37 protein-coding genes and 1 riboswitch are annotated in these 25,310 nt (G+C 69.7%); of the genes, 3 read left to right on the plus strand and 34 right to left on the minus strand.

Features of this window, described 5'->3' with window-relative positions:
* The first annotated feature begins 138 nt into the window (after window positions 1-138).
* On the plus strand, window positions 139-1,665 hold the full coding sequence (locus IEY73_RS14035; RefSeq protein ID WP_189079637.1) for a hypothetical protein: 1,527 nt from the start codon (window positions 139-141) through the stop codon (window positions 1,663-1,665).
* 146 nt (window positions 1,666-1,811) lie between these two features.
* Complete coding sequence (locus IEY73_RS14040; protein WP_189079638.1) at window positions 1,812-2,258, plus strand: ribonuclease domain-containing protein; 447 nt, start codon at window positions 1,812-1,814, stop codon at window positions 2,256-2,258.
* A gap of 42 nt (window positions 2,259-2,300) precedes the next feature.
* Here the strand turns inward: IEY73_RS14040 and thiC are convergent, their stop codons facing one another.
* The 9 genes from thiC to IEY73_RS14085 all read right to left on the minus strand — a co-directional run bounded on the left by thiC (window position 2,301) and on the right by IEY73_RS14085 (window position 10,315).
* Window positions 2,301-3,824 (minus strand): phosphomethylpyrimidine synthase ThiC, encoded by a 1,524-nt coding sequence (thiC, locus tag IEY73_RS14045; RefSeq protein ID WP_189079639.1) that lies wholly within the window; start codon window positions 3,822-3,824, stop codon window positions 2,301-2,303.
* 57 nt (window positions 3,825-3,881) lie between these two features.
* Window positions 3,882-4,640, minus strand: a complete 759-nt coding sequence (gene thiD / locus IEY73_RS14050) for a bifunctional hydroxymethylpyrimidine kinase/phosphomethylpyrimidine kinase (protein WP_189079640.1) — start codon at window positions 4,638-4,640, stop codon at window positions 3,882-3,884.
* Complete coding sequence (locus IEY73_RS14055) at window positions 4,637-5,266, minus strand: thiamine phosphate synthase (protein WP_189079707.1); 630 nt, start codon at window positions 5,264-5,266, stop codon at window positions 4,637-4,639. The genes thiD and IEY73_RS14055 overlap by 4 nt, the downstream gene beginning before the upstream one ends.
* A 14-nt stretch (window positions 5,267-5,280) precedes the next feature.
* Complete coding sequence (locus tag IEY73_RS14060; RefSeq protein WP_189079641.1) at window positions 5,281-6,021, minus strand: thiazole synthase; 741 nt, start codon at window positions 6,019-6,021, stop codon at window positions 5,281-5,283.
* A 1-nt stretch (window position 6,022) separates the two neighbouring features.
* The gene (gene thiS, locus IEY73_RS14065) at window positions 6,023-6,223 is read right to left on the minus strand and encodes a sulfur carrier protein ThiS (protein WP_189079642.1); all 201 of its coding nucleotides are present in this window, start codon (window positions 6,221-6,223) and stop codon (window positions 6,023-6,025) included.
* A complete protein-coding gene (gene thiO / locus IEY73_RS14070) occupies window positions 6,214-7,245 on the minus strand; it encodes a glycine oxidase ThiO (RefSeq protein ID WP_189079643.1) in 1,032 nt (343 codons plus the stop codon). The genes thiS and thiO overlap by 10 nt, the downstream gene beginning before the upstream one ends.
* A complete protein-coding gene (locus IEY73_RS14075) occupies window positions 7,242-7,880 on the minus strand; it encodes a thiamine phosphate synthase (protein WP_268240447.1) in 639 nt (212 codons plus the stop codon). Before IEY73_RS14075 ends, thiO begins: the two co-directional genes overlap by 4 nt.
* A riboswitch (TPP riboswitch) is annotated at window positions 7,874-7,985 on the minus strand. Its footprint overlaps the gene before it by 7 nt.
* A 42-nt stretch (window positions 7,986-8,027) precedes the next feature.
* Window positions 8,028-9,674 carry an ABC-F family ATP-binding cassette domain-containing protein gene (locus IEY73_RS14080; RefSeq protein WP_189079644.1) on the minus strand — a complete coding sequence of 549 codons (1,647 nt, stop codon included), beginning with the start codon at window positions 9,672-9,674 and terminating at the stop codon, window positions 8,028-8,030.
* A 32-nt stretch (window positions 9,675-9,706) separates the two neighbouring features.
* Window positions 9,707-10,315, minus strand: coding sequence for a class I SAM-dependent methyltransferase (locus IEY73_RS14085; RefSeq protein ID WP_189079645.1), 609 nt, complete (start codon window positions 10,313-10,315; stop codon window positions 9,707-9,709).
* 95 nt (window positions 10,316-10,410) lie between these two features.
* Here IEY73_RS14085 and IEY73_RS14090 point away from each other — a divergent pair, with 95 nt between their 5' ends.
* Complete coding sequence (locus IEY73_RS14090; protein ID WP_189079646.1) at window positions 10,411-11,340, plus strand: hypothetical protein; 930 nt, start codon at window positions 10,411-10,413, stop codon at window positions 11,338-11,340.
* Here IEY73_RS14090 and truA read toward each other — a convergent pair.
* The 25 genes from truA to rplP all read right to left on the minus strand — a co-directional run bounded on the left by truA (window position 11,337) and on the right by rplP (window position 25,308).
* On the minus strand, window positions 11,337-12,212 hold the full coding sequence (gene truA, locus IEY73_RS14095; protein WP_189079647.1) for a tRNA pseudouridine(38-40) synthase TruA: 876 nt from the start codon (window positions 12,210-12,212) through the stop codon (window positions 11,337-11,339). The two genes, IEY73_RS14090 and truA, sit on opposite strands and share 4 nt — an antisense overlap.
* A gap of 89 nt (window positions 12,213-12,301) precedes the next feature.
* The gene (gene rplQ / locus IEY73_RS14100) at window positions 12,302-12,874 is read right to left on the minus strand and encodes a 50S ribosomal protein L17 (RefSeq protein WP_189079648.1); all 573 of its coding nucleotides are present in this window, start codon (window positions 12,872-12,874) and stop codon (window positions 12,302-12,304) included.
* A gap of 43 nt (window positions 12,875-12,917) precedes the next feature.
* The gene (locus tag IEY73_RS14105; protein WP_189079649.1) at window positions 12,918-13,940 is read right to left on the minus strand and encodes a DNA-directed RNA polymerase subunit alpha; all 1,023 of its coding nucleotides are present in this window, start codon (window positions 13,938-13,940) and stop codon (window positions 12,918-12,920) included.
* A gap of 92 nt (window positions 13,941-14,032) precedes the next feature.
* Window positions 14,033-14,659: a 30S ribosomal protein S4 gene (gene rpsD / locus IEY73_RS14110; RefSeq protein ID WP_189079650.1), complete on the minus strand. Its 627-nt coding sequence runs from the start codon at window positions 14,657-14,659 to the stop codon at window positions 14,033-14,035.
* A gap of 16 nt (window positions 14,660-14,675) precedes the next feature.
* Complete coding sequence (gene rpsK, locus IEY73_RS14115; protein WP_014440747.1) at window positions 14,676-15,083, minus strand: 30S ribosomal protein S11; 408 nt, start codon at window positions 15,081-15,083, stop codon at window positions 14,676-14,678.
* Window positions 15,084-15,161: 78 nt separating this feature from the next.
* The gene (gene rpsM / locus IEY73_RS14120; protein ID WP_189079651.1) at window positions 15,162-15,542 is read right to left on the minus strand and encodes a 30S ribosomal protein S13; all 381 of its coding nucleotides are present in this window, start codon (window positions 15,540-15,542) and stop codon (window positions 15,162-15,164) included.
* Window positions 15,543-15,712: 170 nt separating this feature from the next.
* Entirely contained in the window at window positions 15,713-15,826 is a 114-nt protein-coding gene (gene rpmJ, locus IEY73_RS14125; RefSeq protein ID WP_189079652.1) for a 50S ribosomal protein L36, read from the minus strand.
* 38 nt (window positions 15,827-15,864) lie between these two features.
* Window positions 15,865-16,086, minus strand: coding sequence for a translation initiation factor IF-1 (gene infA, locus IEY73_RS14130; protein WP_007073013.1), 222 nt, complete (start codon window positions 16,084-16,086; stop codon window positions 15,865-15,867).
* A gap of 238 nt (window positions 16,087-16,324) precedes the next feature.
* On the minus strand, window positions 16,325-16,792 hold the full coding sequence (locus IEY73_RS14135; protein WP_229715824.1) for a DUF1707 SHOCT-like domain-containing protein: 468 nt from the start codon (window positions 16,790-16,792) through the stop codon (window positions 16,325-16,327).
* Window positions 16,793-16,813: 21 nt separating this feature from the next.
* Window positions 16,814-17,662 (minus strand): type I methionyl aminopeptidase, encoded by an 849-nt coding sequence (gene map, locus IEY73_RS14140; protein ID WP_189079653.1) that lies wholly within the window; start codon window positions 17,660-17,662, stop codon window positions 16,814-16,816.
* 1 nt (window position 17,663) lies between these two features.
* Window positions 17,664-18,317, minus strand: a complete 654-nt coding sequence (locus tag IEY73_RS14145) for an adenylate kinase (protein WP_189079654.1) — start codon at window positions 18,315-18,317, stop codon at window positions 17,664-17,666.
* A gap of 68 nt (window positions 18,318-18,385) precedes the next feature.
* Window positions 18,386-19,732 (minus strand): preprotein translocase subunit SecY, encoded by a 1,347-nt coding sequence (gene secY, locus IEY73_RS14150; protein WP_189079655.1) that lies wholly within the window; start codon window positions 19,730-19,732, stop codon window positions 18,386-18,388.
* A gap of 292 nt (window positions 19,733-20,024) precedes the next feature.
* Complete coding sequence (gene rplO, locus IEY73_RS14155; RefSeq protein ID WP_189079656.1) at window positions 20,025-20,468, minus strand: 50S ribosomal protein L15; 444 nt, start codon at window positions 20,466-20,468, stop codon at window positions 20,025-20,027.
* The gene (rpmD, locus tag IEY73_RS14160; RefSeq protein ID WP_189079657.1) at window positions 20,468-20,650 is read right to left on the minus strand and encodes a 50S ribosomal protein L30; all 183 of its coding nucleotides are present in this window, start codon (window positions 20,648-20,650) and stop codon (window positions 20,468-20,470) included. The genes rplO and rpmD overlap by 1 nt, the downstream gene beginning before the upstream one ends.
* Window positions 20,650-21,270: a 30S ribosomal protein S5 gene (rpsE, locus tag IEY73_RS14165; protein ID WP_189079658.1), complete on the minus strand. Its 621-nt coding sequence runs from the start codon at window positions 21,268-21,270 to the stop codon at window positions 20,650-20,652. Before rpsE ends, rpmD begins: the two co-directional genes overlap by 1 nt.
* A 12-nt stretch (window positions 21,271-21,282) precedes the next feature.
* Window positions 21,283-21,678: a 50S ribosomal protein L18 gene (gene rplR, locus IEY73_RS14170; protein WP_444543374.1), complete on the minus strand. Its 396-nt coding sequence runs from the start codon at window positions 21,676-21,678 to the stop codon at window positions 21,283-21,285.
* On the minus strand, window positions 21,675-22,217 hold the full coding sequence (rplF, locus tag IEY73_RS14175) for a 50S ribosomal protein L6 (protein ID WP_189079659.1): 543 nt from the start codon (window positions 22,215-22,217) through the stop codon (window positions 21,675-21,677). The genes rplR and rplF overlap by 4 nt, the downstream gene beginning before the upstream one ends.
* A 13-nt stretch (window positions 22,218-22,230) precedes the next feature.
* Window positions 22,231-22,638 carry a 30S ribosomal protein S8 gene (gene rpsH, locus IEY73_RS14180; protein ID WP_189079660.1) on the minus strand — a complete coding sequence of 136 codons (408 nt, stop codon included), beginning with the start codon at window positions 22,636-22,638 and terminating at the stop codon, window positions 22,231-22,233.
* 109 nt (window positions 22,639-22,747) lie between these two features.
* Window positions 22,748-22,933 carry a type Z 30S ribosomal protein S14 gene (locus tag IEY73_RS14185; protein ID WP_189079661.1) on the minus strand — a complete coding sequence of 62 codons (186 nt, stop codon included), beginning with the start codon at window positions 22,931-22,933 and terminating at the stop codon, window positions 22,748-22,750.
* Between the two features lie 2 nt (window positions 22,934-22,935).
* The gene (gene rplE / locus IEY73_RS14190) at window positions 22,936-23,505 is read right to left on the minus strand and encodes a 50S ribosomal protein L5 (RefSeq protein ID WP_189079662.1); all 570 of its coding nucleotides are present in this window, start codon (window positions 23,503-23,505) and stop codon (window positions 22,936-22,938) included.
* Complete coding sequence (gene rplX / locus IEY73_RS14195) at window positions 23,505-23,825, minus strand: 50S ribosomal protein L24 (RefSeq protein ID WP_189079711.1); 321 nt, start codon at window positions 23,823-23,825, stop codon at window positions 23,505-23,507. Before rplX ends, rplE begins: the two co-directional genes overlap by 1 nt.
* Window positions 23,822-24,190, minus strand: a complete 369-nt coding sequence (gene rplN / locus IEY73_RS14200) for a 50S ribosomal protein L14 (protein WP_189079663.1) — start codon at window positions 24,188-24,190, stop codon at window positions 23,822-23,824. The genes rplX and rplN overlap by 4 nt, the downstream gene beginning before the upstream one ends.
* Window positions 24,191-24,336: 146 nt before the next feature.
* A complete protein-coding gene (gene rpsQ / locus IEY73_RS14205) occupies window positions 24,337-24,612 on the minus strand; it encodes a 30S ribosomal protein S17 (RefSeq protein WP_189079664.1) in 276 nt (91 codons plus the stop codon).
* Window positions 24,613-24,649: 37 nt separating this feature from the next.
* Window positions 24,650-24,883, minus strand: coding sequence for a 50S ribosomal protein L29 (gene rpmC / locus IEY73_RS14210; RefSeq protein ID WP_189079665.1), 234 nt, complete (start codon window positions 24,881-24,883; stop codon window positions 24,650-24,652).
* Complete coding sequence (rplP, locus tag IEY73_RS14215; protein ID WP_189079666.1) at window positions 24,883-25,308, minus strand: 50S ribosomal protein L16; 426 nt, start codon at window positions 25,306-25,308, stop codon at window positions 24,883-24,885. The genes rpmC and rplP overlap by 1 nt, the downstream gene beginning before the upstream one ends.
* Window positions 25,309-25,310 lie beyond the last annotated feature (2 nt).

The raw sequence follows: 25,310 nt of genomic DNA on the forward strand, positions 1-25,310 counted from the left end.
TGACACGGTGCCGGACACGGGCCAGGGTGACAGCCCGTGTCCGGACCACAACACCCCTGTGCCGTCGGCTTTTGGGCCGCCTTAAGAACGACGGTCAGGACTGGCCTTGCCCACCGGTAATTCCGTAACGTGCCCGGCATGACATTTCGGACCTGGGCCAAGCTCCTGGCCGCGACGCTCGGTGTCGGCGCACTGGCCGCGGCGAGCCAGCTCGGAGTCGCGTACGGCTTGGGCATCCTGCGCCTCACCCGGGTCCTCGACGTCCAGGAGCGCGACCAGTGGGTGGCGCAGCTCTCCTGGGTCGCCTGGATCGCGACGACCTCCGGCGTCGTCGGCGCGCTGAGCGGTGCGCGACTGCTGACGCTGTGGAGCCGCCGGAGCAACCCCGAGCGATCGGAGGCGGACCCGGACGCGGCCGGCGAGGCATCCACCGGGGCGTCCCGTTCGACCACCCCGGGCACCGGCGCGGTCCTCGCCCTGGCGGTGGCTGCCGGGGTGGGTGCGGCCGTGACCGTGCCGCTCACCATGCAGCCCGCCCGCACCGCCCAGGTCATCGGCGTGCATCCGGTCTTCGTCATCGGCCTGTGTGCCGCGCTCGGCGCGGTGGTCGGCATCGCCGCCGGATTCGCCTCGGTGACCCGCACGGTGGCGCGCTGGAGTTGCACCGCGATGGGTGCCGCGGTGTGGGTGCTGGCGGTGGTCTCGGTGGCGCCCAGCCTGGGCGTGCGCGATCCGCTCCCCTCTGCACGGCTCGGCGTGTTCGACGCCGGCTTCCTCGCCCCGGCGGTCACCCAGCGGACCGCGCTGTTCACCATGCCCGCGGTGGCGCTGCTGCTCGGCGCGGCCCTGGGCTGGGCCGCCCGGCGGCGGGAGTTCCCGATGCTGAGCGTCGCCCTGGCCGGGCTGCCCGGCCCGGCGTTGCTCACCCTGGCCTACCTGATCGCCGGCCCCGGCACCGGCGCGCACCGCTATCAGGTGGTGCCGTACTGGGCGGCGATGACCGCCGCGGGCGCCGGCGTGCTGGGGTCGGTGCTGGCGGCGGTGCTCCGTCGCGGGGACCACGACGAGGCGGATGTGGACGACGAGCCCACCGCCGAGCAACCGAGCGCTGCGGCAGGCCCGCCGCAGCAACCCGGACCACAGCAACCCGGACCACAGCGGCCCGCGACGCCCGCCTCGGCACCTTCCGACGACGCACCGAAGGCCCCCTCCCCGGCGCCGACCGCCGAGCCGGAGCGACACGAAACCCCACCGAAAGCGTCACCGCCGCGCGAGGCCGCCAGGCCCGACCGCGAGGCCGCCAGGCCCGACCGCAAACCCGCGAGGCCCGACGGCACGGAGGCAACCACCGGCGTACGCCCGGAGCGTGCCGCCGCGAGTCGGCGCTCCACCATGGCGGATGCGTTCCGCGGACGCACCGGGGAATGGCCGACCAGCCGCGGCGGTCGCCCGGCCGGCCCGCCCGAGGCGGCCGGTGGGGTGGCGCTCGGCGACCAGACCGCGCCGCTGGCAACGGCGCCCGAGCCGTCGGCCGCACAGGAGGAACCGAAGCGGCGCGGGCGTTTCGGCCGCAAGCGCCACGACGACGAGTTCGTGGACTGGGTGAACGGCCTCGGCTCGTCCGGGCGGCCGGACGGATCCGCCGCCGGGGCCGACCGGCCCTGATTCCGGTCCGCCGGACCGCACTGTGAAGCATTGGCAAACGTCGATGGAATGATCGATCGGGGATGTTCCCCGGCGCCGCACCGGCGATGAGGATGGGCGCAGGCCCGCAAGCGCCGGGTCATCGTCGAAGGCATCGGAGTCCGAACATGATTTCGAACCGGCCGGCTCGCTCCCCGTCCCGCGTTCGCCGCCTGCTCACCAGCCTCGCCGCCGTGATCGCGCTGGGCGGCACCGCCCTTGTCGCGCCCGCGGTGCTGGCCCCGGAGCACACCGCCGCGGCGGAGGCCTCCGTCTATTCCAGTTGCACCCAGTCACGGTGCTCGGCGGCGCGCACCGCGCGCTCCGGGTGGAGCCAGCTCGGCTGGCCGCTCAGCTCCGGCTGGTATAGCTGGCCGTACGGACAGTACAACTACACCGGCGGAACGTTCCAGAACCGCGAGGGTCAGTTGCCGGCCGGCGCCTCCTACAACGAGTACGACGTCTACCCGCGCAGCAAGGGCGCCGCGCGCGATGCCTACCGGATCGTGGTCAACCGCTCCACCAAGGAGACCTGGTTCACCCCGGATCACTACGCGAACTTCTACAAGCTCTGAGCGGTGGCGGGGCCCGCCGGGACGGGCCCCGCCTCCTCTCACTCAGGACGGCCGCACGTACAACTCCGCGCCGGATGCCAGGAACTGCTCGCTCTTGTCCCGCATGCCCCGATCCGCGTACTCCTTCAGTTCCTGCGTGATCTTCATGGAGCAGAACTTCGGCCCGCACATGGAGCAGAAGTGCGCCTTCTTCGCCGGCTCGGCGGGCAGCGTCTCGTCGTGGTACGCCCGTGCAGTGTCCGGGTCGAGGGCCAGCTCGAACTGGTCCTCCCAGCGGAAGTCGAAGCGCGCCCGGGACAACGCGTCGTCCCACGCCTGCGCGCCCGGATGGCCCTTCGCCAGATCGGCCGCATGCGCGGCGATCTTGTACGCGATGACACCCGCCTTGACGTCGTCGCGGTCCGGCAGCCCCAGGTGCTCCTTGGGCGTCACGTAGCAGAGCATCGCGGTGCCGAACATGCCGATCATCGCCGCACCGATCGCCGAGGTGATGTGGTCGTACGCCGGAGCGACGTCCGTGGTCAGCGGGCCGAGCGTGTAGAACGGCGCACCGTCGCACACCTCCTGTTGGAGGTCCACGTTCTCTTTGATCTTGTGCATCGGCACGTGACCGGGCCCCTCGATCATCACCTGCACATCGTGCGCCCAGGCGATCTTGGTCAGCTCGCCGAGCGTTCGCAGCTCGGCGAACTGCGCCTCGTCGTTGGCGTCCGCGATGCTGCCCGGCCGCAATCCGTCACCCAGCGAGAACGTGACGTCGTAGCGAGCCAGGATCGCGCACAGCTCCGCGAAATGGGTGTAGAGGAAGTTCTCCTCGTGATGCGCCAGGCACCAGGCCGCCATGATGGAGCCGCCCCGCGAGACGATGCCGGTCACCCGGCCGACCGCCAGCGGAACGTACGGCAGGAGCACGCCCGCATGCACGGTCATGTAGTCCACGCCCTGTTCGGCTTGCTCGATCACGGTGTCCCGGAACACCTCCCAGGACAGCTTCACCGGATCGCCACCCACCTTCTCCAGCGCCTGATAGATCGGCACGGTGCCGATCGGCACCGCGGCGTTGCGCAGGATCGCCTCCCGGGTTCGGTGGATGTCCGGGCCGGTCGACAGGTCCATCACGGTGTCCGCGCCCCACCGCGTCGCCCAGGTGAGCTTGTCCACCTCCGCGGCCACCGACGAGGTGACCGCCGACGTGCCGATGTTGGCGTTCACCTTCACCAGGAACCGCGACCCGATCACCATCGGCTCGGATTCCGGATGGTTGACGTTCGCCGGCAGCACCGCCCGCCCGGCCGCGATCTCGTCCCGTACGAGCTGCGGCGCCACGCCCTCGCGGATCGCGACGAACTCCATCTCCGGGGTGATCTCACCGGTCCGTGCGGCGGCCAACTGGGTACCCGCGCGGCGCCACGGCCGGCGTAGCGGCGGCAGTCCCACCTCCGGATCGCTGCCCGGCCCGGACGTGTCGTACAACCGCACCGGCTCGTGGCCGCCGCTCAACACCACCTCGGTGAACGGCACCCGGATGTCCGGGCGTTCGCCTTCCACGTACACCTTGCGCCTCATCTGTCCTCCCCTGGTCGGTGGGATTCACGGTCTGGCCTCGTCGTTCGCAGGAAGTCGTCACGGGAAGTGGTTCAGCGGTCCCGGGCCGCCGCCGATCTGCCAGGAGCTGCCGCCGAGCAGCGCCCGCGCGACGTACTGCTTCGCGCTCAGCACCGCGTCCGGCACGCCGCACCCGCCCGCCAGCCGGGCCGCGATCGCCGAGGAGAAGGTGCAGCCGGAGCCGTGGTTGTTCGCCGTGTCCAGCGGAACGCCTCGCAGATGCAAGGTCTCGCCCCGGTGATGCAGCACGTCCACCGCCAGTTCGCTGCCGGTGACCACCACCGCGCCACCGCTGGCGTCGGCCAGCGCCGCAGCCGCCGCGGCCATCTCGTCCACCGTGTCCACCCGCCGGTCCAGCAGCGCCGCCGCCTCGTGCCGGTTCGGTGTCAGCACCTGCGCGCACGCGATCAGCGGCCGGACCGCGGCAACGTCGGCGAGCCGGCTGCCGGATGTCGCCACCATCACCGGATCCACGACCACAACCGGCATCCGATGCGCCCGCTCGGCGATGACCGCGGCCACGTCCGGGTCGGGCACCATGCCCACCTTCACCGCGCGCACCCGCATGTCGTCCAGGACCGCGTCGAGCTGCGCGGCCACCATCGCGGCCGGGACCACATGCACGGCCCGTACGCCGCGGGTGTTCTGCGCGGTGATCGCGGTCAGCACCGAGACGCCGTACGCGCCGAGCGCCGCGAACGTCTTGAGATCCGCCTGGATCCCGGCGCCGCCGCCGGAGTCCGACCCGGCGACGGTCAGCACCACCGTCGGCGTCACCGGCCGCTCCGCACGCCGGTACGGGCACGGGCGTCGGCGAACGCCGCGGACAACGCCCCGGCGACGCGCTCCGGATCGGACGCCCGCATCACCGCGCCGAGCACCGCGATTCCCGCCGCGCCGGCATCCGCACACGCCCGAGCGCGGTCGGCGGTGTCGATCCCGCCCAGTGCCAGCCATCGGCGATCACCGGCGATGGCTGCCGCCCCGGCCGGGGTCAGCGCCGGCCCGTACCCCGGTTTGGTGGTCGTCGGATAGACCGGCGACACCGTCACATAGTCCACATCGGAGTGAGATGTCCCGCCCTCGGCTCCCGGGGCGGGCGCGTGACACGACCGTCCGACCAGGGCCGGGCGTTCGCCCGACTCCGCCGGGGACCGGTCTCGCTCGGCGAGGTGCACGGCGTTCCCGCCCAACGGGTCCGGCCCGGCAACGATCAGCCGGCCCGGCGGCAGCACGGCACGCAACGCCGCCGCCAGCGCGGTGCGCCGGGAGGGCGGCAGGTCGCGCTCGCGCAGCAGCACCCACTCCGCGCCGCCGCGCACGGCCGCCGCGACGGTCTCCGGCAACGGCCGCACCGACAGCGTGCGATCGGTCAGCACCACCAGGCCGGACGGGGTCACCACTGGCCCGGACGGGGTCACCACTGGGCCGCCCCCTCGTCCGCGGTGGACGCGAGCGCGTGGAAGCGGCGCGGTATCCGGCCGGCCGAGGCGGCGAGCATGCCCGCCTGCACCGCGTGCCGCATGGCGGTGGCCATCCGCGCCGGATCGGCGGCCCGGGTCACCGCGCTGGCCACCAGCACCGCGTCGCAGCCCAATTCCATGGCGAGCGCGGCGTCGGAGGCGGTACCGATGCCCGCGTCGAGCACCACCGGCACGTCCACCGCCTGGCGGATCAGTCGGATGTGATGCGGGTTCGAGATGCCCAGGCCAGAGCCGATCGGCGAGCCGGCCGGCATCACCGCGGCGCAGCCCACTCCGGCCAGCCGGGTGGCCAGAACCGGATCGTCGCTCGTGTACGGCAGCACGGTGAAGCCGTCCGCCACCAATGTCTCGGCCGCCCGCAGCAGTTCCAGGCCGTCCGGCAGCAGGGTGCGGTCGTCGCCGATCACCTCCAGTTTCAGCAGATCGGTCTCGAACGCCTCGCGCGCCATCCGCGCGGTCTTGACCGCATCCGCGGCGGTGTAGCAGCCCGCCGTGTTCGGCAGCAGGCGCACACCGAGGCGGGACAGCATCGGCAACAGCCCCGGACCGGCCGCGTCGACGCGGCGCAGCGCGACCGTGACGAGATCGGTGCCGGAGGCCACGATCGCCGCCTCCAGCGACGCCAGGCTGGTCGCCCCTCCGGTGCCCAGGATCAGCCGGGAATCCTTGAACATCTCATCCTCCTTGCGCCGCGGTGAGCACTTCCACCCGGTCGCCGTCGCGCAGGCCCGCCGCCGCCCATGCGGAGCGGGGCACCACTTCGCCGTTGACCGCCACCGCCACGCCGCGACGCGCCTCGGTGAGGGTGGCCACCAGGTCGGCGACCCGGCAGTCCTCGGGGATCTCCCGGCTCGCGCCGTTCACGGTCAATCGCACTCGAACCTCCCGGGATCGAAGGGGGCGAGTGACGGGTCGGCTCGCCCGGTCAGCACCAGGTCGGCGATCAGGTCGGCGGTGATCGGGGCGAGCAGGATCCCGTTGCGGTGGTGCCCCGCGGCCACCACGATCCGCGGTCCCGCGGCGCCACCCCGCGCGTACCGCGGAAGCGTCCCCAGCAGCGGCATGTTGTCCGGCGTGCCGGGTCGGTGGCCGGCCGTGGTCTCGGCGAGGGCGAAGTCGGCGAGCGCGGGCACCAGATCGACTGCCGCGCGGAGCAGGTCGAGCACCCCACCCGCGGTGACCGTCCGGTCCCCGAGTTCTTCCTGGGTGGCGCCCACCACGACCTCGCCGTCCGCGCGGGGCACCAGATAGACGTGCCGGCCGTCGGCCGCCCCGTCGATCACGTGCCGCAGCAGGCCGGGCTCGCCACGCAGGCGCAGCAACTGTCCCTTGACCGGCCGCACCGGCAGCCCGGTCAGGTCCGCCGTGCCGCACCCGGCTGCCACCACGACCACGTCGGCGTCCAGATCGGTCGCCTTGCCGACGCATTCCGGCACCAGGTGGCCACGCAGCCGAGCGCGCAGCGCGGCGACCACGCGCCGGGGATCCACCTGCCGGTCGGCGGGCAGATGGACACCCGCCCGCAGGCGCGGGGACAGCGCCGGTTCGCGCTCCCGCAGCGCGGTCGGGCCGAGCCGTTCGGCCGGCCAGAACCGCCCCGCCTCGGCGGCGTCGTCCGCGGTCAGCGCGACGCCCAGGGTGCCCGACGTGTCGAAGCCGACATCGGTGCCGAGCCGTCCGGCGAAGTCCGGCCACCGGCGGGCCGACTCGTCCAGCAGGGTGATCAGCGCCGGATCCTCGAAGCCACTCTCCCGGCCCGGAGCGAGCATGCCCGCGGCGACGTGCCAGGCCCCGTCCACACCGCCGGGATCGTGCACGGTCACCCGGGCTCCCCGGTCGATCAGGCGCCACGCGACGGACAGGCCGATGATTCCACCGCCGATGATCGAGACGTTCATGCGATCCTGCTCAGCGGCCGGGACAGGGCAGTGAGGAACCGTTGTGCCGCCCCGTCCGGATCGGCACGCAGCGCCCCGATCACCGCGACGCCGCAGCCGACGAGTTCGGGCAATCGCTCGACGGTGACGCCGCCGATGGCCACCACCGGCATGTCCGGCACCGCCCGCACCACGGCGGCCACCCCGTCCGGACCGATCGGGTCCGGCAGGCCCGTCTTGGTGGCGGTCGCGTACGCCGGTCCGACGCCCACATAGGTCGCGCCGCAGTCGCGCGCCGCTCGGGCCGCGGCGGGGGTGCGACAGGTGGCGCCGAGCACCGCGGCCGGTCCGAGCACTCGCCGCGCCGCCGCCACCGGCAGATCCTCGGCACCCACGTGCGCGCCGTCCGCACCGGCCGCCAGCGCCACATCGAGCCGGTCGTTGACCAGGCAGAGCACGCCCTGCGGGCGGCACCGGCCGAGGATGCGGGAGGTGAGCTCGAAGGCTTCCCGGTCACACATGTCGTCGTCGACGCGCACCTGCACGGCGAGCCGGTCGGTGGCGCCGAGCCGGGCCGCGACGGCGACCACGGCGCGGACCGTCTCCTCGGGACGATGGCCGGTGATCACGTGCAGGCACGGGAACGTTCGGTCCACAACATGCTCCTCCCTGCGCCGGCATGACCCGGATCAGGTTCGACGGTCGGGGGCCGCATCAGCCCCCCTCTCAGCCCGGTTCGCCGGACTCCCGTGGGGTTGTTTCCAAAACGGAACGTAACTCGAACTGGCCGCTGCGTAAAGACCTCAGCGCACGTCCCACACCGGTGCGGGTGTTTCGATCACCTCGCCGTCGCCCTGGAAGACCACGAAGCGGTCGAAAGCGCGGGTGAACCACCGATCATGCGTGACCGCAATCACCGTTCCCTCGAACTTGCCCAGGCCCTCCTCCAACGCCTCGGCCGACGCCAGGTCCAAGTTGTCCGTCGGTTCGTCCAGCAGCAGCACCGTCGCGCCGGACAGCTCCAGCAACAGCACCAGAAAGCGTGCCTGCTGACCGCCGGACAACGTGCCGAACCGCTGGTCACCCTGCCCGGCGAGCTGATAGCGGTTGAGGGCGCGCATCGCGAGCGCCCGGTCCCGGCCGTCCCGATGGTCGTCACCACGCCAGAGAATCTCCACCAACGTCCGGTCCACCAACTCCGGACGGTCGTGGGTCTGGGAGAAATGACCGGGCCGCACCCGGGCGCCCAGCCGGGCCGAGCCGGTGTGCGCCACCGGAGCGAGCGGGCCGCCGGTCACCGGCCGGTTCTCCGCCTCCGGCGCCGAGCCACCCGCCGCGAGCAGCCGCAGGAAGTGCGACTTGCCGGTGCCGTTGGCGCCGAGCACGGCGACCCGATCCCCGTACCAGACTTCCAGGTCGAAGGGGAACGTCAGATCGTCGAGCTCCAGGCTGCTGCAGATCACCGCCCGCTTGCCGGTACGGCCACCGCGCAGATGCATCCGCAGGGTCTGTTCCCGCGGTGGCAGCGGCGGCGGACCGGCCTCGGTGAACTTGCGCAGCTTGGTCTGCGCCGACTGATAGCGCGAGGCCATGTCCGAGTTGTACGCGGACTTCTGCTTGTACATCAGCATCTGCTCGCGCAGCTTCTGACGCTCCTCATCCCAGCGACGCCGGTTCTCCTCCAGCCGCTCGTGCCGGGACGCCCGCGCCTCGTGCCAGGACGCGAACCCGCCCGGATGCGTCCAGGCGCTGCCGCCCTCCACGGCGACCACCCGATCGGCCGTCTGGGCCAGCAGCTCCCGGTCGTGCGAGACGTAGAGCACCGACTTGTCCGAGTCGCGCAGCCGGGCCTCCAGCCAACGCTTGCCGGGCACGTCGAGGAAGTTGTCCGGCTCGTCGAGCAACAGCACCTCGTCGCTGCCCCGCAGCAACAGATCGAGCGCGAAGCGCTTCTGCTGCCCGCCGGAAAGCGTCCGCACCGGGCGGTCCCGCACCTCATCCCACGCCTTGCCGAGGATCGCCACGGCGACCGTGTCGAACAGCACCTCCGCGTCGTACCCGCCGCACTCGCCCCACCGGGCCAGTGCATGGGCGTAGCGGATCTGGGACTTCTCCGCGTCGTCCAGCGCGGCGGCGGCCTTGGCGAGCGCCGAGCCGGCCTCACGCAGCGCCGGCTCCACCAACGACAGAGCCAGGTCGCCGAGCGTACGGCCGTCGCCGATCATGCCGATGAACTGGCGCATCACGCCGAGCCCGCCGGAGCGCGCGATCGCACCCACGGCGACCGGGAGGTCGCCCGCCACCATCCGCAGCAACGTCGTCTTACCCGCGCCGTTCGGGCCGACCAGCGCGACCTTGGCGCCCTCGCCGACCCGGAAGGAGACGTCGGCGAACAATTCACGCCCGTCCGGCAGCACGTGCCGCACCCCGGCGACATCCACGTAACCCACCCGGTCATCCTGCCCGCCGGGACCCGGAACGGTCAGTCTGTTTTTCCGCTCACCCGCAGCACACGGTAGCCCTTCTGGCTGGCCACCCGGGCGACCTGCCAGCCGAGCGAGACCAGCCAGGCATGCAGCGAATCGCCGCCGAGGTGACGGTTGATCACCAGCCACGCGACGCCGTCCGACCGCAGCCGGGGAAGCCACCGTTCCAGCATCGCGTGCAGCTCCGCCTTGCCGACGTGGGTGGGCGGGTTGCTCCAGATCTGCTCGAACGCGACGTCCTCCGGCACCTCCTCCGGGGCGCCGACGTGGATCCGCAGCCCGAGCGCCTCCGCGTTGGTCCGAGTCAGGTCGCGGGCCCGTGCGTTCACGTCCACGGCGTACACGGTCGCCTGCGGCGCCTCGGAGGCCAGCACGCAGGCGATCGGACCGTATCCGCAGCCCAGGTCGAGCACGGCGCCGCCGGTCGCCGCCGTGGGAAGGTCGCCCTTGCGCAGCAGCACCGCGGTACCCGGATCGAGCCGCCCGGCGGAGAACACTCCGGAGGCGGCGGCGAGCGCATAGTCCTTACCGGCGGCATGGAACTCCACCTCGACCGGGCGGGCCGGGGCGGCCGGTTCGGCGCTGAAATAATGGTCGGCGGTCACCCATAAATTCTGCCGCGGATAAACGATCGACCGTCTCCGGGGTGCCGCACATGGTGTGCGTTCACCATCTGCCACTTCGCCCTACGGTGGTCGCCATGCAGCTCGGTTCCGCGCCCCATGCCCTTCGACGCGGTGCCCTTCGACGCGGTGCCGTCCATCGCGGTGCCCCGCGTCGCGGCTCCGCCCATCGCGCGGCACCGGACGGCGCGCTCGCCCAGCTCGTGCGGCACCGGGTGCCCCGGCAGCGGACTACCGATCCGGCCACCCGACCGCATCGCCGCTCGGCGGACAACGCGTACCCGGCTGCGGTGGCTCTCCCCCAGCGGACCTCCCCGTCGCCGCGGGTGTACCGGGCCGAGCGCCATCCGCGCCGCACCGCACGTTGCCTGGGGAACATGCTGACCGCCGTCATCGTCATCACGATCTGCGCCGCGAGCGTCCTGCTGATGCAGGACGACGGCGCCGACGCGCGGGCCGGGCAGTCCACCGGCCCGGGTGCGGCGACGCACCACCACGGCAACCGCGCCGCCGACGGCCCGTTGGACCCGCGGGCGGTCTTCCCCGGCACGCAGATCAGCGTCGGTGCGGCGACCTATCGGATCGAGCTGACCCAGGTCGACACCGAGTGCCGCATGGCAGTCACCGGAGGCCTCGGCGACATCCTCGCCGAAGATCGCTGCAGCCAGGTGGTACGTGCCCGGATGATTCCGCCGTACGGCGATCGGTTCCGAGTCACCGCGGGAGTCTTCACCCTGCCGGACGCGGACGGCGCCGCGCGCGTCCGTGATCGCATCCGATCCCTGGTGGAAGGCGGCGAGGGCAATTTCGCGCCGCTCGGCACGGGCCTGTCCCCCGCGCCGGAGCTTCCGTCCCAGGTGGGCTGGCAGGTGACCGACCGCTACCTGCTCTATTGCGTGGTGTCGCCGCGGGATGGCCGTCCGATCGCGGCGAGCGACCCCACTGGGCAGCGCATCGCCGAGGACCTGCTGGAGCGGTACCTGAGCGGCGGCGTGCTGAGCGCCTAGGCGATCGCGTCCGGCACTCGCAACCGGCGGGTGGCGTCCGCCCGACGGGCGTACTCGGCCTCCTCCGGGTAGCCGACCGCCACCAGGGTCAGCCCGTGCGCGGGTGCCACGGTGACCGCGCTGGACCGTTCCCGCAGGCGCAGCAGGGACGCCGGCCAGGACACCTCCCGGCGACCGTCACCCGCGGCCAGCATGGCACCCACCAGGCTGCGAACCATGGCCTGGCAAAACGCGTCGGCCTGCACGACCGCCACGGCGACGCCGTCCGGATCGCGCCGCCAGTCCAGACGGGAGATGGCCCGGACGGTGGTGGCATTCTCCTTGCGCTTGCAGAACGCGGCGTAGTCGTGCTCGCCGACCAAGCCCGCGGCGGCGGCGCGCAGGCGTTCCAGATCCAGCGGACGCACCCAGCCGAGGGTGTCGTGCCGACGCAGCGGTTCCGGTCCCCAACCGGTGTCCGCGACGCGGTACTCGTACCGCCGGAAGGTGGCGGAGAAGCGCGCGTCAAACGACGGCGGGACGGGCGTCACCGCGCGGACGCGGGCATCCGCCGGCATCAACGCGGCCAGCCGCCGCAGCAGCGAATCGCGCAGTTCCGCCCACGTCGCGCCGGGTACGTCGACGTGGCACACCTGGCCGGTGGCGTGCACGCCCGCGTCGGTGCGGCCGGCGACCGTCATGCCCAGCGGCACCCCGGCGCCGGTGAGCGTCTCCAACGCGGCGGTCAGCACCCCGGCGACCGTACGGCGCGTGGGCTGCACCGCCCATCCGGAGAACGCCGTGCCGTCGTACGACACGTCGAGCCGAAGGCGTTGCGCGGCACCACCCTCCGGGGTCTCGGGCCGGGCCTGCACGGTGCTGTCCTCCTGCATGGCGAGCTGTCCCGTCTCTGGCTCTGCTGGCAACGGCAAGGGCCCGGCGCCCCTCCAGGGGTGCCGGGCCCACCGAACCGACGAACGGCTCAGGCCTTGCTGGTGTCTTCGCCCTCGGCCTGGTCGCCGGGGCCCTCGGCACCCTTGTCACCGGACGCGCTCACCGGAGCCTCGGCGTCCTGGTCCGCGGTCGCGGCGGCGGCCGGGGCCTCGTCCTCGCGGGACAGCGCCTCCACCTTGTTCTGCTGAGCGGCGGCCTTGCGGGCGGACTTGCCCGCCGCCGACCCGGTGCTCGCCGCGATCTGCAGCTCCTCGACCAGCTCGATGACCGCCATCGGGGCGGCGTCGCCCCGGCGCGGGCCGGTCTTGGTGATCCGGGTGTAGCCACCCGGACGGTTGCCGTAACGCGGAGCGATCTGCTCGAACAGGGCGTACACGACGTCCTTGTCCTTGACGACGGTCAACACGCGCCGACGGGCGTGCAGGTCGCCGCGCTTGGCCTTCGTGATGAGCTGCTCAGCCAGCGGGCGCAGGCGCTTGGCCTTCGCCTCGGTGGTCTTGATCTTCCCGTGCCGGAAGAGCTCCGTGGCCAGGTTGGCCAGCAGCAGCTTCTCGTGCGCCGGGCTGCCGCCGAGGCGGGGACCCTTGGTGGGCGTGGGCATTTCTGATGCTCCTTGTGAGGTTTCCGTCCGGGATCGCCGGCGACTAGAGCTGCTCGGTCTCGCGGTAGTCGTCGGTGTCGTAGTCCACGTCGCCGAACGAGTCCACGACGTGCGCCGGGTCGAAGGACGGCGCGCTGTCCTTGAGTCCCAGGCCCATTCCGGCGAGCTTCATCTTGACCTCGTCGATGGACTTCTGACCGAAGTTCCTTATATCGAGAAGGTCGGCCTCCGTGCGCCCGATCAGCTCGCCGACGGTGTTGATGCCCTCGCGCTTGAGGCAGTTGTACGAGCGGACGGTGAGGTCCAGCTCCTCGATCGGCAGGGCCAGGTCGGCGGCCAGTTGCGCGTCCTGCGGAGACGGTCCGATGTCGATGCCCTCGGCGGTCTCGTCCAGTTCCCGGCACAGCCCGAACAGCTCGACCAGGGTCGAGCCGGCCGAGGCCAACGCGGTGCGCGGCGAGATGGACGCCTTCGACTCGACGTCGATGATCAGCCGGTCGAAGTCCGTACGCTGCTCGACACGGGTGGCCTCGACGCGGTACGTCACCTTCATCACCGGCGAGTAGATCGAGTCGACCGGGATGCGGCCGATCTCGGCGCCGGCGTTCTTGTTCTGCGCCGCGGTCACGTAGCCACGGCCGCGCTCGACGGTGAGCTCCATGTCCAGCCGACCCTTGCTGTTCAGGGTGGCCAGCTTCAGATCGGGGTTGTGCACCGAGACTCCGGCCGGCGGCTGGATGTCGCCCGCGGTGACGTCGCCGGGACCCTGCTTACGCAGGTACATGCTGACCGGCTCGTCGTGCTCGGAACTGACGGTGAGATCCTTGACGTTCATCACCAGCTCGACCACGTCCTCCTTGACGCCGGGGATCGTGGTGAACTCGTGCAGCACGCCGTCGATCTTGATGCTGGTCACCGCCGCGCCCGGAATGGACGACAGCAGGGTGCGGCGCAGCGAATTGCCCAGGGTGTAGCCGAAGCCCGGCTCCAGCGGTTCGATGGTGAACCGGGAACGGGTCTCGCTGAGCGACTCTTCCGAGAGGCTGGGACGCTGGCTGATGAGCACGCTGTTTCTTCTTTCTGTCGGGCCACCCGCTATTTGATGGCCGTCCGCAGTGTGTCGGGGATGCCGGCCGTGACCGGCATCCCCTTCGAGCGCTACTTGGAGTAGAGCTCGACGATGAGCTGCTCCTGGACCTGCGTGTCGATGACCTGCCGGGCCGGGAGCGTGTGGATCAGGATCTTCATGTCGCTCGGGATGGGCTCCAGCCACGCCGGCACCGGACGCGATCCGGCCTGCGCCTGCGCCACCACGAACGGGGTGAGCTGCTTGGACTTCTCCCGGACCTGCACGATGTCGTGCTCCTTGACCCGGTAGGACGGGATGTCCACCTTGATGCCGTTGACCAGCAGGTGGCCGTGCTTGACCAGTTGCCGGGCCATGTCCCGGGACGCGGCGAAGCCCGCCCGGTAGACGACGTTGTCCAGTCGCGACTCGAGGATCTGCAGCAGCACCTCACCGGTCTTGCCGGGCTTGGTGACAGCCTCCTCGTAGTAGCCACGGAACTGCTTCTCGAGTACGCCGTACGCGCGCCGGGCCTTCTGCTTCTCCCGGTGCTGGAGCAGGTACTCGGTCTCCTTGGTCCGGCCACGGCCGTGCTGCCCGGGCGGGAACGGCCGGGACTCGAACGGGCACTTCGGACCGTCGCACTTGCTGCCCTTGAGGAACAGCTTCATCTTTTCGCGGCGGCAGCGCTTGCAGTCCGCACCTGTGTAACGAGCCATGAATTCGTTCTCCCCCTCAGACCCGGCGACGCTTCGGCGGACGGCATCCGTTGTGCGGCTGCGGCGTGACGTCGGAGATCTGCCCGACCTCCAGGCCCGCGGCCTGCAGCGAACGGATGGCGGTCTCCCGGCCGGAGCCGGGTCCCTTCACGAACACGTCGACCTTGCGCATGCCGTGCTCCATCGCGCGCCGGGCGGCGGCCTCGGCGGCCAACTGCGCGGCGAACGGGGTCGACTTACGCGAGCCCTTGAAGCCCACCTGGCCGGACGAGGCCCAGGAGATCACCGCGCCGGTCGGATCCGTGATCGACACGATGGTGTTGTTGAAGGTGCTCTTGATGTGCGCCTGCCCGTGGGCGACGTTCTTGCGTTCCTTGCGCCGGACCTTCTTGACGGCGGCCCCAGCGCGTGCCTTTGGTGGCATATTCCTGTGCGCTCCTGAATGCTGACGAGTCTGGCCAACCCGCTGCGGGCATCAGCCAGATTTGCGGTGGGAGACCTACTACTTGCGACCCGGCTTCTTCTTGCCTGCGACCGTGCGCTTCGGACCCTTGCGGGTGCGCGCGTTGGTCCGCGTGCGCTGTCCCCGAACGGGGAGACCGCGGCGGTGACGGATGCCGGCGTAGCAGCCGATCTCGACCTTGCGGCGGATGTCCGCGGCGACCTCGCGGCGCAGGTCGCCCTCGACCTTGAAGTTGGCCTCGATGTAGTCGCGGAGCTGAACCAGCTCCTCGTCCGAGAGGTCCTTGGCGCGCTTGTTCAGATCGATCGCGGTGGCGGTCAGTGCTTCGACCGCACGTGTCCGGCCGATACCGAAGATGTAGGTGAGCGCGATCTCCATCCGCTTCTCGCGGGGAAGATCGACGCCGACGAGTCGTGCCATTGGCGGGCGTGCTCCTCGTTGTCCTTCGGAGGTCTGCGCCCGTCCACGCCCCGCCTGCCCGGGCGGGCCCCGGCCTCCGACCGGGGGTGGGGCCGCGATTCATCGCTGAAGTGATGCCGCGGCTGGGACGAGCTTGTTCTCTTGGTGCGATCCGACAGCGCCGGAGGGACTCAGCCCTGGCGCTGCTTGTGGCGCGGGTCGGAGCAGATGACCATGACCCGGCCGTGCCGGCGGATGATCCGACACTTGTTGCAGATCGGCTTGACGCTCGGCTTGACCTTCACGGTTTTGCCTTAACTCTCGGTCGGACGGACAGAACCCGTTACTTGTAGCGGTAGACGATCCGCCCGCGGGTCAGGTCGTACGGCGAGAGTTCGACGACGACCCGGTCCTCGGGAAGGATGCGGATGTAGTGCTGCCGCATTTTGCCGCTGATGTGAGCCAAGACCTTGTGCCCATTGGCAAGCTCCACCCGGAACATGGCGTTCGGCAGGGGCTCGATCACTCGGCCCTCGATCTCGATGGCTCCGTCTTTCTTTGGCATGTCCTCCGCTACCTGACACTGGGTTCGTAGGGCAGGCGACAGCGTTCATCCCAGGCCTGAGGGGGTCTGGACCAGCCGCGGCTCCTTGGTCCACCGAAGCGCTGATGGACACGAAAGAGTGGACGCTGCGCGCCGACTAGCCAGTGTACGCGCGCACAAAGTGAGACACCAAACCGAGGTCCCCCGCACCCGGAGTCGGGCGTGTTGCGCCCGGTAAGTAGCTGTTTATCCGTTTCAGTCAGCGATCACGGCGCCGACGAGACCGCCCCGATCCCCCGCCCCATCCGCCCACGATGCCGAACACCAGCGGGATGAGCATCCAGACCGGCCAGAAGTACTGCCATTGGCCGGAGCTCGCGCTCGTGATTCCCCAAATGATCACGCAGACGATGAACACGGCAGCGTAGCTCGACACCCAGCCCGGCAATCCCCGGGCGGGCTCCTTGCCTGCCGCAGCCGACTCCGGAGAACCACCCGTCTGATGCGGCTGGACCTGCGAGTGCGCGGCCGGAGCCGGCCCGGGAAGATCGGCGAACAGCCCGTTGAGGTCCCCGTACGTCTTCGCGGTGTACGCCTGCTGCACCCGCTCGTCGTACTCGTGCAGATCCAGGCGTCCCTCGTCGAGCGCCGCCTTCAGCCGCTCCGCCGCCGCCTCACGGTCGCCATCACCGACACGCATGTCCTCCGGGCCCATGGCGTACAGCATGACAGCGCCCGAGGCGGTCGATCAATTGATCACGTCGGCACTCTGACGAGAGGTGACGAGGTCGCCCAGCCGGGCCCGTCCACCGTCCGGCGCCGTGGTCACCCACACGCCGTCGTCCAGCAGCGCCATGGTGTGCTCGACGTGCGCCGCGATCGAACGGTCACGCGTGATGACCGTCCAACCGTCGTCCAGCTCCAACGTCCGCGGGGAACCCTTGGTGATCATCGGCTCGATGGCCAGCGCCATGCCCGCCACCAGCCGGGGCCCCTTACCGGGCTTGCCGTGGTTGAGCACGTGCGGATCCTGGTGCATCTCGGTGCCGATGCCGTGCCCGCCGTAGCCCTCGACGATGCCGTACCGCCCGGCCTTGCGGACGGTCTTCTCGACGCTGTACGAGATGTCGGTGAGCCGTCCGCGGCCGCCGGCCGCCCCACGGGCCGCAGCGGCGATCCCCGCCCACATCGCGTCCTCCGCCACCGCTGCCATGGTGAGCAGCGACGGATCGACCTCGCCTACCCCGACCGTGATGGCCGCGTCGCCGTGCCAGCCGTGCAGGATCGCCCCGCAGTCCAGAGACAGCAAGTCGCCCTCGCGCAGCACCTGATCCGGCGCCGGGATGCCGTGCACCACCTGCTCGTTGACCGAGGCGCAGATCGAGGCCGGGAAGCCCATGTAGCCCTTGAAGGACGGGACGGCGCCGGCATCGCGGATCACCTTCTCGGCGACCGCGTCGAGGTCCGCCGTCGACACGCCGGGAGCCACCGCTTCGCGCATCGCCTGCAGCGCCGCGGCCACCACCAGGCCGGCGCCCCGCATCAGCTCGATCTGTTCGGGTGTCTTCATCTGGATGTCCGGCTGCTGGCGGCGCATGTCAGCCTCCGTAGGACCGCAGGGCGTCGATGGCCCGTACGGTCACGTCCTCGACCGGCCCGGTCGCGTCGATCCCGACCAGCTTGCCCTGAGCGCCGTAGAAGTCGACCAGCGGCGCGGTCTTGTCGGAGTACTCCACCAGCCGGTTGGCAATAGTGTCGGCCTTGTCGTCGTCGCGCTGGAACAACTCGGAGCCACACCTGTCGCAGATGTTGTCCTTGCTGGTCGGATCGAACTCGACGTGCCAGATCTTGCCGCAGCCGCGGCACGTCCGCCGCCCGGACAGCCGTCGGATGACCTCGTCGTCGTCGACCACCAGCTCCATCACCAGGTCGAGCGCGGTGCCGAGGTCGGCGAGCAGCTTGTCCAGCGCCGAGGCCTGCGGGACGGTACGCGGGAAGCCGTCCAGCAGGAAGCCATCACCGGCGTCCGGCTCGGCGAGCCGGTCCCGGACCATGTTGATGGTGACCTCGTCGGGCACGAGCTGCCCGGCATCCATGTAGCGCTTCGCCTCCACGCCCAGCGGCGTGCCCTGCGAGACGTTGGCCCGGAAGATGTCGCCGGTCGAGATCTTCGGCACGGCCAGATGGGCGGCGATGAACTCAGCCTGGGTCCCCTTGCCGGCCCCGGGAGGGCCCACGAGTACAAGCCGCACCTACATCGCCTCGCTTCGGTGAGAACGAGTCTTTCCAAACGCGTGAGCCCCCCGGCTCCGCGTCGCCACTACCGGAGGAACCCTTCGTAGTTTCGCTGCATCAACTGGCTTTCGATCTGCTTCACCGTTTCCAGCCCCACACCCACCATGATCAGCACTGCGGTGCCTCCGAACGGGAAGTTCTGGTACTGCTGATTGTCCAGCCAGATGAAGAAGAAGTTCGGCAGCACCGAGATCAGACCCAGGTAGAGCGCTCCGGGAAGGGTGATCCGGCTGAGGATGAAGTCCAGGTAGTCGGCGGTCGGCTTACCGGGCCGGATACCCGGTACGAAACCACCGTACTTCTTCATGTTGTCCGCGACCTCGGTCGGGTTGAACGTGATCGAGACGTAGAAGTACGTGAAGAAGATGATCAGGAAGAAGTACGTCGTGATATAGATCCAGTGGCTGGGGTTCGCCAGGTTGTTCTGGATCCACTGCTGGTAACCCTTGAGGTTGTTCGGGTCGAAGAACTGCAGGTAGAGCTTCGGCAGGTAGAGCAGCGACGACGCGAAGATCACCGGCACCACGCCGGACTGGTTGACCTTGAGCGGGATGTAGGTCGAGGTGCCGCCGTACATCCGTCGGCCGATCATGCGCTTCGCGTACTGCACCGGGATCCGGCGCTGTGCCTGCTCGATGAAGACCACCGCGCAGATGATGACCAGCACCAAGGCGATCACCAGCAGGAACTTGGCGACGCCGCTGGACTCCTTGATCGTCCAGCCCTCACCGGGGAGCCGCGCGGTGATCGAGGTGAAGATCAGCACGGACATGCCGTTGCCGACGCCCCGGTCGGTGATCAGCTCGCCCAGCCACATCACCACGCCGGTGCCCGCGGTCATGGTGGTCACCAGCACCGCGAGGGTCAGCCACATCGGCAGCCCGGTGTTCTCCGGAATGATCTGGAACTTCGCGTTGTCCTGCGGGCACGCCCCGGCGAACAGTTGACCGGAGCGGGCCAGCGCGACGAACGCCGAGGACTGCAGGATCGCCAGGCCCAGCGTCAGGTACCGGGTGTACTGGGTGATCTTCGCCTGGCCGGACTGGCCCTCCTTGCGCAACTGCTCCAGGCGGGGAATCACCACGGTGAGCAGTTGCAGGATGATCGACGCGGTGATGTAGGGCATGATGCCGAGCGCGAACACCGAGAGCTGGAGCAGCGCTCCGCCAGAGAACAGATTCAGGATGTTCAACACGCCGCCGCCGGCGTCCGAGGTCTGCACCGCCTCCAGGCAGTTGCGGACGTTGGTGTAGGACACGCCAGGGCTGGGCAACGTGGCGCCGAGGCGGTAGACACCGATGATCGCCACGGTGAACAACAGCTTCTTGCGCAGGTCAGGCGTCCGGAACGCACTGGTAAAGGCGGAGAGCAACTTCTTCCTCCTGCGCGAGGTTACCGCCGGATCAGGCGGACGGGGGTGGGCATCGGTCCGGACGACCGATTTCCCTAGCTGGGAACGGACTCTAACAGCCTGGTGCGGCCGGGGTCAGGCACGGTGGCCGCATCCGCGGTCATCCGGGGCGACCGGACGGAGCGGACAACGGGCCGAGGGACGGTAAGGGGCTCCGCACCTGCACTCAAAAGTAGGAGGTTAGCGACATTGAGCCGGAAAGGGAATGCCGCCCTGCCGTCATTTCGACGTCAGGGCGGGCATCCTGCGGTCCTTACAGCTCGGTGGCCGAGCCACCGGCAGCGGCGATCTTCTCCTTCGCCGACTCGCTGAACGCGTGCGCCGAGACGGTCAGCGACACGCCGCCCAGTTCGCCGGAACCGAGAACCTTGACCGGCTGGCCACGGCGGACCGCGCCCGCCTCGGCCAGCTCGGCCGGACCGACCTCGCCGCCCTGCGGGAACAGCTCGGCGAGCCGGTCCAGGTTCACGACCTGGAAGACGACCTTGTTCTTGTTCTTGAAGCCCTTCATCTTCGGCAGGCGCATGTGGATCGGCATCTGCCCACCCTCGAACGCCGCCGAGATGTTCTTGCGGGCCTTCGAACCCTTGGTACCGCGACCGGCGGTCTTACCCTTGGAACCTTCACCACGGCCCACGCGGGTCTTCGCCGTCTTGGCGCCGGGCGCCGGGCGCAGGTGATGCACCTTGATCGCCATTACTCGACCTCCTCAACAGTCACGAGGTGGTTCACGGCGAAGATCATGCCCCGAATCTCGGGGCGGTCCTCCTTGACCACCACATCGTTGATCCGCTTCAGGCCGAGCGAGCGCAGCGACTCACGCTGCTTCGGCTTGCGGCCGATGTTGGAGCGGACCTGAGTGACCTTCAGGCGTGCCATCAGCGCACCCCCGCCGCTTCCGCACGCGCCGCCAGCATGGCTGCCGGTGCGACGTCCTCCACCGGCAGACCGCGCCGGGCAGCGACCTTCTCCGGCGACTCAAGGCCCTTCAGAGCGGCCACGGTCGCGTGCACGATGTTGATCGGGTTGGAGGACCCGAGGCTCTTGCTGAGCACGTCGTGGATGCCGGCGCACTCCAGCACGGCGCGCACCGGACCGCCGGCGATGACGCCGGTACCGGCGGAGGCCGGCTTGAGCAGCACGACACCCGCGGCCGCCTCACCGGTGACCGGGTGCGGGATGGTGGCCGCGATCCGCGGCACCTTGAAGAAGTGCTTCTTGGCCTCCTCGACGCCCTTGGCGATGGCCGCGGGCACCTCCTTGGCCTTTCCATATCCGATGCCCACGGTGCCGTCGCCGTCGCCCACGATCACCAGAGCGGTGAAGCTGAAGCGACGACCACCCTTGACGACCTTGGCGACACGGTTGATCGCGACGACACGCTCCAGGTGCGGAGTCTTCTCGACGGGCGCGTTACCGCGGCCCTCGCGGCGGTTGTCCCGGCGGCCACCCTCGTTGTTACCGCCGGACCCGCCGCCACGGCGCTGCTGACCAGGCATTGGTCTTCCTTCCTAGAACTCGAGTCCGGCTTCCCGGGCGGCATCCGCCAGGGCGGCGATGCGCCCGGCGTACTTGTTGCCGCCGCGGTCGAAGACGACCTTGGACACACCTGCGGTCTTGGCGCGCTCGGCGAGCAGCGCACCCACCTTCGTGGCTTGGGCGCTCTTGTCGCCCTCCGCACCCCGCAGGGACGCGTCGAGCGTGGAGGCCGACACCAGCGTGTGTCCCTTGTCGTCGTCGATGATCTGCGCGGTGATGTGCCGCGTGGAACGGGAGACGACCAGGCGGGGGCGCTCGGCGGTGCCGCGCAGGGTCCGGCGGACACGGAAGTGCCGACGCGCCTTGCCGACGGCCCGCTTGGAGGCGACCCCGCCGCCATTGCGGCGCTTGAGCAGCGTGGCGGTCACTTCTTACCTGCCTTTCCAGCCTTACGGCGGATGACCTCGCCCTGGTACTTCACGCCCTTGCCCTTGTAGGGCTCCGGCGGACGGATCTTCCGGATGTTCGCAGCGACCTCACCGACCAACTGCTTGTTGATGCCGGACACGCTGAACTGCGTCGGCTTCTCCACCGAGAACGTGATGCCGTCCGGCGCGGTGACGTTGACCGGGTGCGAGAAACCGAGGGCGAACTCAAGGTCCTTGCCCCGGGCGGTCACCCGGTAACCGGTGCCGTTGATCTCCAGCGTCTTGGTGTAACCCTCGGTGACGCCAGTGATCATGTTGGCGACCAGGGTACGCGAGAGGCCGTGCAGTTCCTTCGCCCGGCGCTCGTCGTTGGGCCGGGTGACCGACAGCTCGCCGCTCTCCGTCTTCGCGACCGAGATCGGCTCGATGACGGTGTGCGAGAGCTCGCCCTTGGGGCCCTTGACCTTGACGGTCTGGCCCGTGATGGTGACGTCGACGCCGGCCGGGACCGGGATCGACTTGCGTCCGATTCGCGACATGTCTTTGTCTCCGTTACCAGACGAAGGCGAGGACTTCCCCGCCCACGCTCCGCTTGCGGGCCTGCCGGTCGGTAAGCAGTCCCTGGGACGTCGAAATGATCGCGACACCGAGGCCGCCGAGCACGCGCGGGAGCTCGTCGGACTTGGCGTACACCCGAAGGCCGGGCTTGGAGACGCGCTTGATGCCGGCGAGGCTGCGCTCACGGTTCTGGCCGTACTTGAGCTCAACGACCAGCCGCTTGCCGACGGCGCCTTCCTCCGGCTCCTCGGCCGACCAGGAGGAGATGTAGCCCTCGGCCTTGAGGACCTCGGCGATGTTCGCCTTGATCTTCGAGAAGGGCATGGTCACCTTGTCGTGGTACGCCTGGTTGGCGTTGCGCAGACGAGTAAGCATGTCTGCGATCGGGTCGGTCATCGTCATAGGTATTCGTCAACCTTTCTCGCCGGGGTTCCCGGGACCTGCCGCGGGCCTACGGCGAAGCGGTATTGGTTCTGCCTTGTGGCCACGTCGCACGGACGCGGTAGGCGGGTTACCAGGAGGCCTTGGACACGCCCGGGAGTTCGCCGCGGTGGGCCATCTCGCGGATGCACACCCGGCAGAGTCCGAACTTGCGGTACACCGAGTGCGGCCGACCGCAGCGCTGGCAGCGGGTGTACGCACGCACACCGAACTTCGGCTTCGCGGCGGCCTTCAGGATCAGCGCCTTCTTCGCCATACTCAGTTCTCCTTGAACGGGAAGCCCAGGAGCTTGAGCAGCGCCCGGCCCTCGTCGTCGGTCTTGGCGGTGGTCACCACGGTGATGTCCATGCCCCGGACCCGGTCGATGCGGTCCTGGTCGATCTCGTGGAACACCGACTGCTCGGTCAGGCCGAACGTGTAGTTGCCGTGGCCGTCCAGCTTGCGCCCGTCGAGGCCGCGGAAGTCACGGATACGCGGGAGCGCGATGGACAGCAGCCGGTCCAGGAACTCCCACATCCGGTCGTTGCGCAGGGTCACCTTGGCACCGATGGGCATGCCCTCGCGCAGCTTGAACTGCGCGATGGACTTGGTCGCCCGGCGCACCAGCGGCTTCTGGCCGGTGATCGTGGCGAGGTCGCGGACCGCGCCGTCGATCAGCTTGGCGTCCCGGGCGGCCTCGCCCACACCCATGTTCACGACGACCTTGACCAGGCCGGGGATCTGCATGGGGTTGCCGTACTTGTACTGCTCCGCGAGCGCAGAAATGACCTCGTCGCGGTACTTCTGCTTCAGCCGGGGCAGGGTCTTGGTCTGGGTAGCGGCGGTCATCACAGGTCCTTACCGGTGGTACGGGCGATGCGAACCTTCTGGCCACTGTCGTCGATGCGGTAGCCGATCCGGGTCGGCTTGCCCTGGTCGTCCACGATCTGCACGTTCGAGATGTGGATCGGGGCTTCCTGCGTGACGATGCCGCCGGTCTTCGCACCACGCTGCGTCGTGCGGATCCGTTCGTGCTTCTTGACGCGGTTCACGCCCTCGACAAGGACCTTGTCCTGGCGCGGGTAGGCGGCGATGACCTTGCCCTTGGCACCCTTGTCCTTGCCGGCAATGACGACGACCGTGTCGCCCTTCTTGATCTTCACGGTCAGAGCACCTCCGGTGCCAGGCTGATGATCTTCATGAACCGCTTGTTGCGCAGCTCTCGGCCGACCGGGCCGAAGATGCGCGTACCGCGCGGATCTCCACCGTCACGGATGATCACAGCGGCGTTCTCGTCGAAACGGATGTACGAGCCGTCGGGCCGACGCTTCTCCTTGGCCGTGCGAACGATGACCGCCTTGACGACATCGCCCTTCTTCACACCGGCCCCGGGAATGGCGTCCTTGACGGTGGCCACGATGACGTCGCCGATGCTTGCGTAACGGCGACCGGAACCACCGAGCACACGGATGCACAGGATCTCCCGCGCCCCGGTGTTGTCGGCTACGCGGAGTCGCGACTCCTGCTGAATCACTTGAGGTCTCCTATGTCTGCCAGTTCTTCGAAACGCTCACCGAAGCTTGGCGGAACGACGGTTCCCGCCTTCGGCCCGGTAGGGGTCCGGCGGCGGGGTGGTTGGCTGGACACCGGGCCGATCCGTGCGGAGCCGGCCCGGCGCACTCACTTGGCCTTTTCGAGGATCTCGACGATCCGCCACCGCTTGGTCGCGGAGAGCGGACGGGTCTCCATCATCAGAACCCGGTCGCCGATGCCGCACGTGTTCTGCTCGTCGTGCGCCTTCAGCTTCCGCGTCCGCCGGATCACCTTGCCGTAGAGCGCGTGCTTGACGCGATCCTCGATCTCGACGACGACGGTCTTGTCCATCTTGTCGCTGACCACAAGACCCTCACGCACCTTGCGCTGGGACCGCGGCGTAGCGGTGGTGTTGTCACTCATGCTGAGCCTTCCTTTGGCATGCCCTGGGTGCGCTCGGTCATGCCGACACCTCATCCGGCGCGACCGAGAGTCCGAGCTCGCGCTCACGCATGATCGTGTAAATCCGGGCGATGTCCCGGCGGACGACCTGCAGTCGACGGTGGTTGTCGAGCTGTCCGGTCGCGCCCTGCACGCGGAGGTTGAACAGCTCCGCCTTGGCCTCCCGCAGCCGCGAGATCAGCTCCTCGTCGGAGAGCTCGCGCAGCTCGGCTGCCTTAACGCCCGCTGCCATCAGCTTTCACCCACTTCGCGTGTCACGATGCGGCACTTCATCGGGAGCTTGTGGATCGCGCGACGCATGGCCTCGCGCGCGACCGCCTCGTTCGGGAACGACATCTCGAACAGGACGCGGCCGGGCTTGACGTTCGCCACCCACCACTCGGGCGAGCCCTTACCGGAACCCATACGGGTTTCGGCCGGCTTCTTGGTCAGCGCGTGGTCCGGGAAGATGGAGATCCAGACCTTGCCGCCACGCTTGATGTGACGGGTCATCGCGATACGCGCCGCCTCGATCTGCCGGTTCGTCACGTACGCGGGCTCCAGAGCCTGGATACCGAACTCACCGAAGACGACCCGGTTGCCGCCCTTGGACGCGCCGTGGCGGTCCGGGTGGTGCGGCTTGCGGAAGCCCTTCGGGGGCTTACGCGGCATCAGCATTG

Origin of the sequence: Mangrovihabitans endophyticus (genome assembly GCF_014646155.1) — a bacterium.
Lineage (GTDB): Bacteria > Actinomycetota > Actinomycetes > Mycobacteriales > Micromonosporaceae > Actinoplanes > Actinoplanes endophyticus.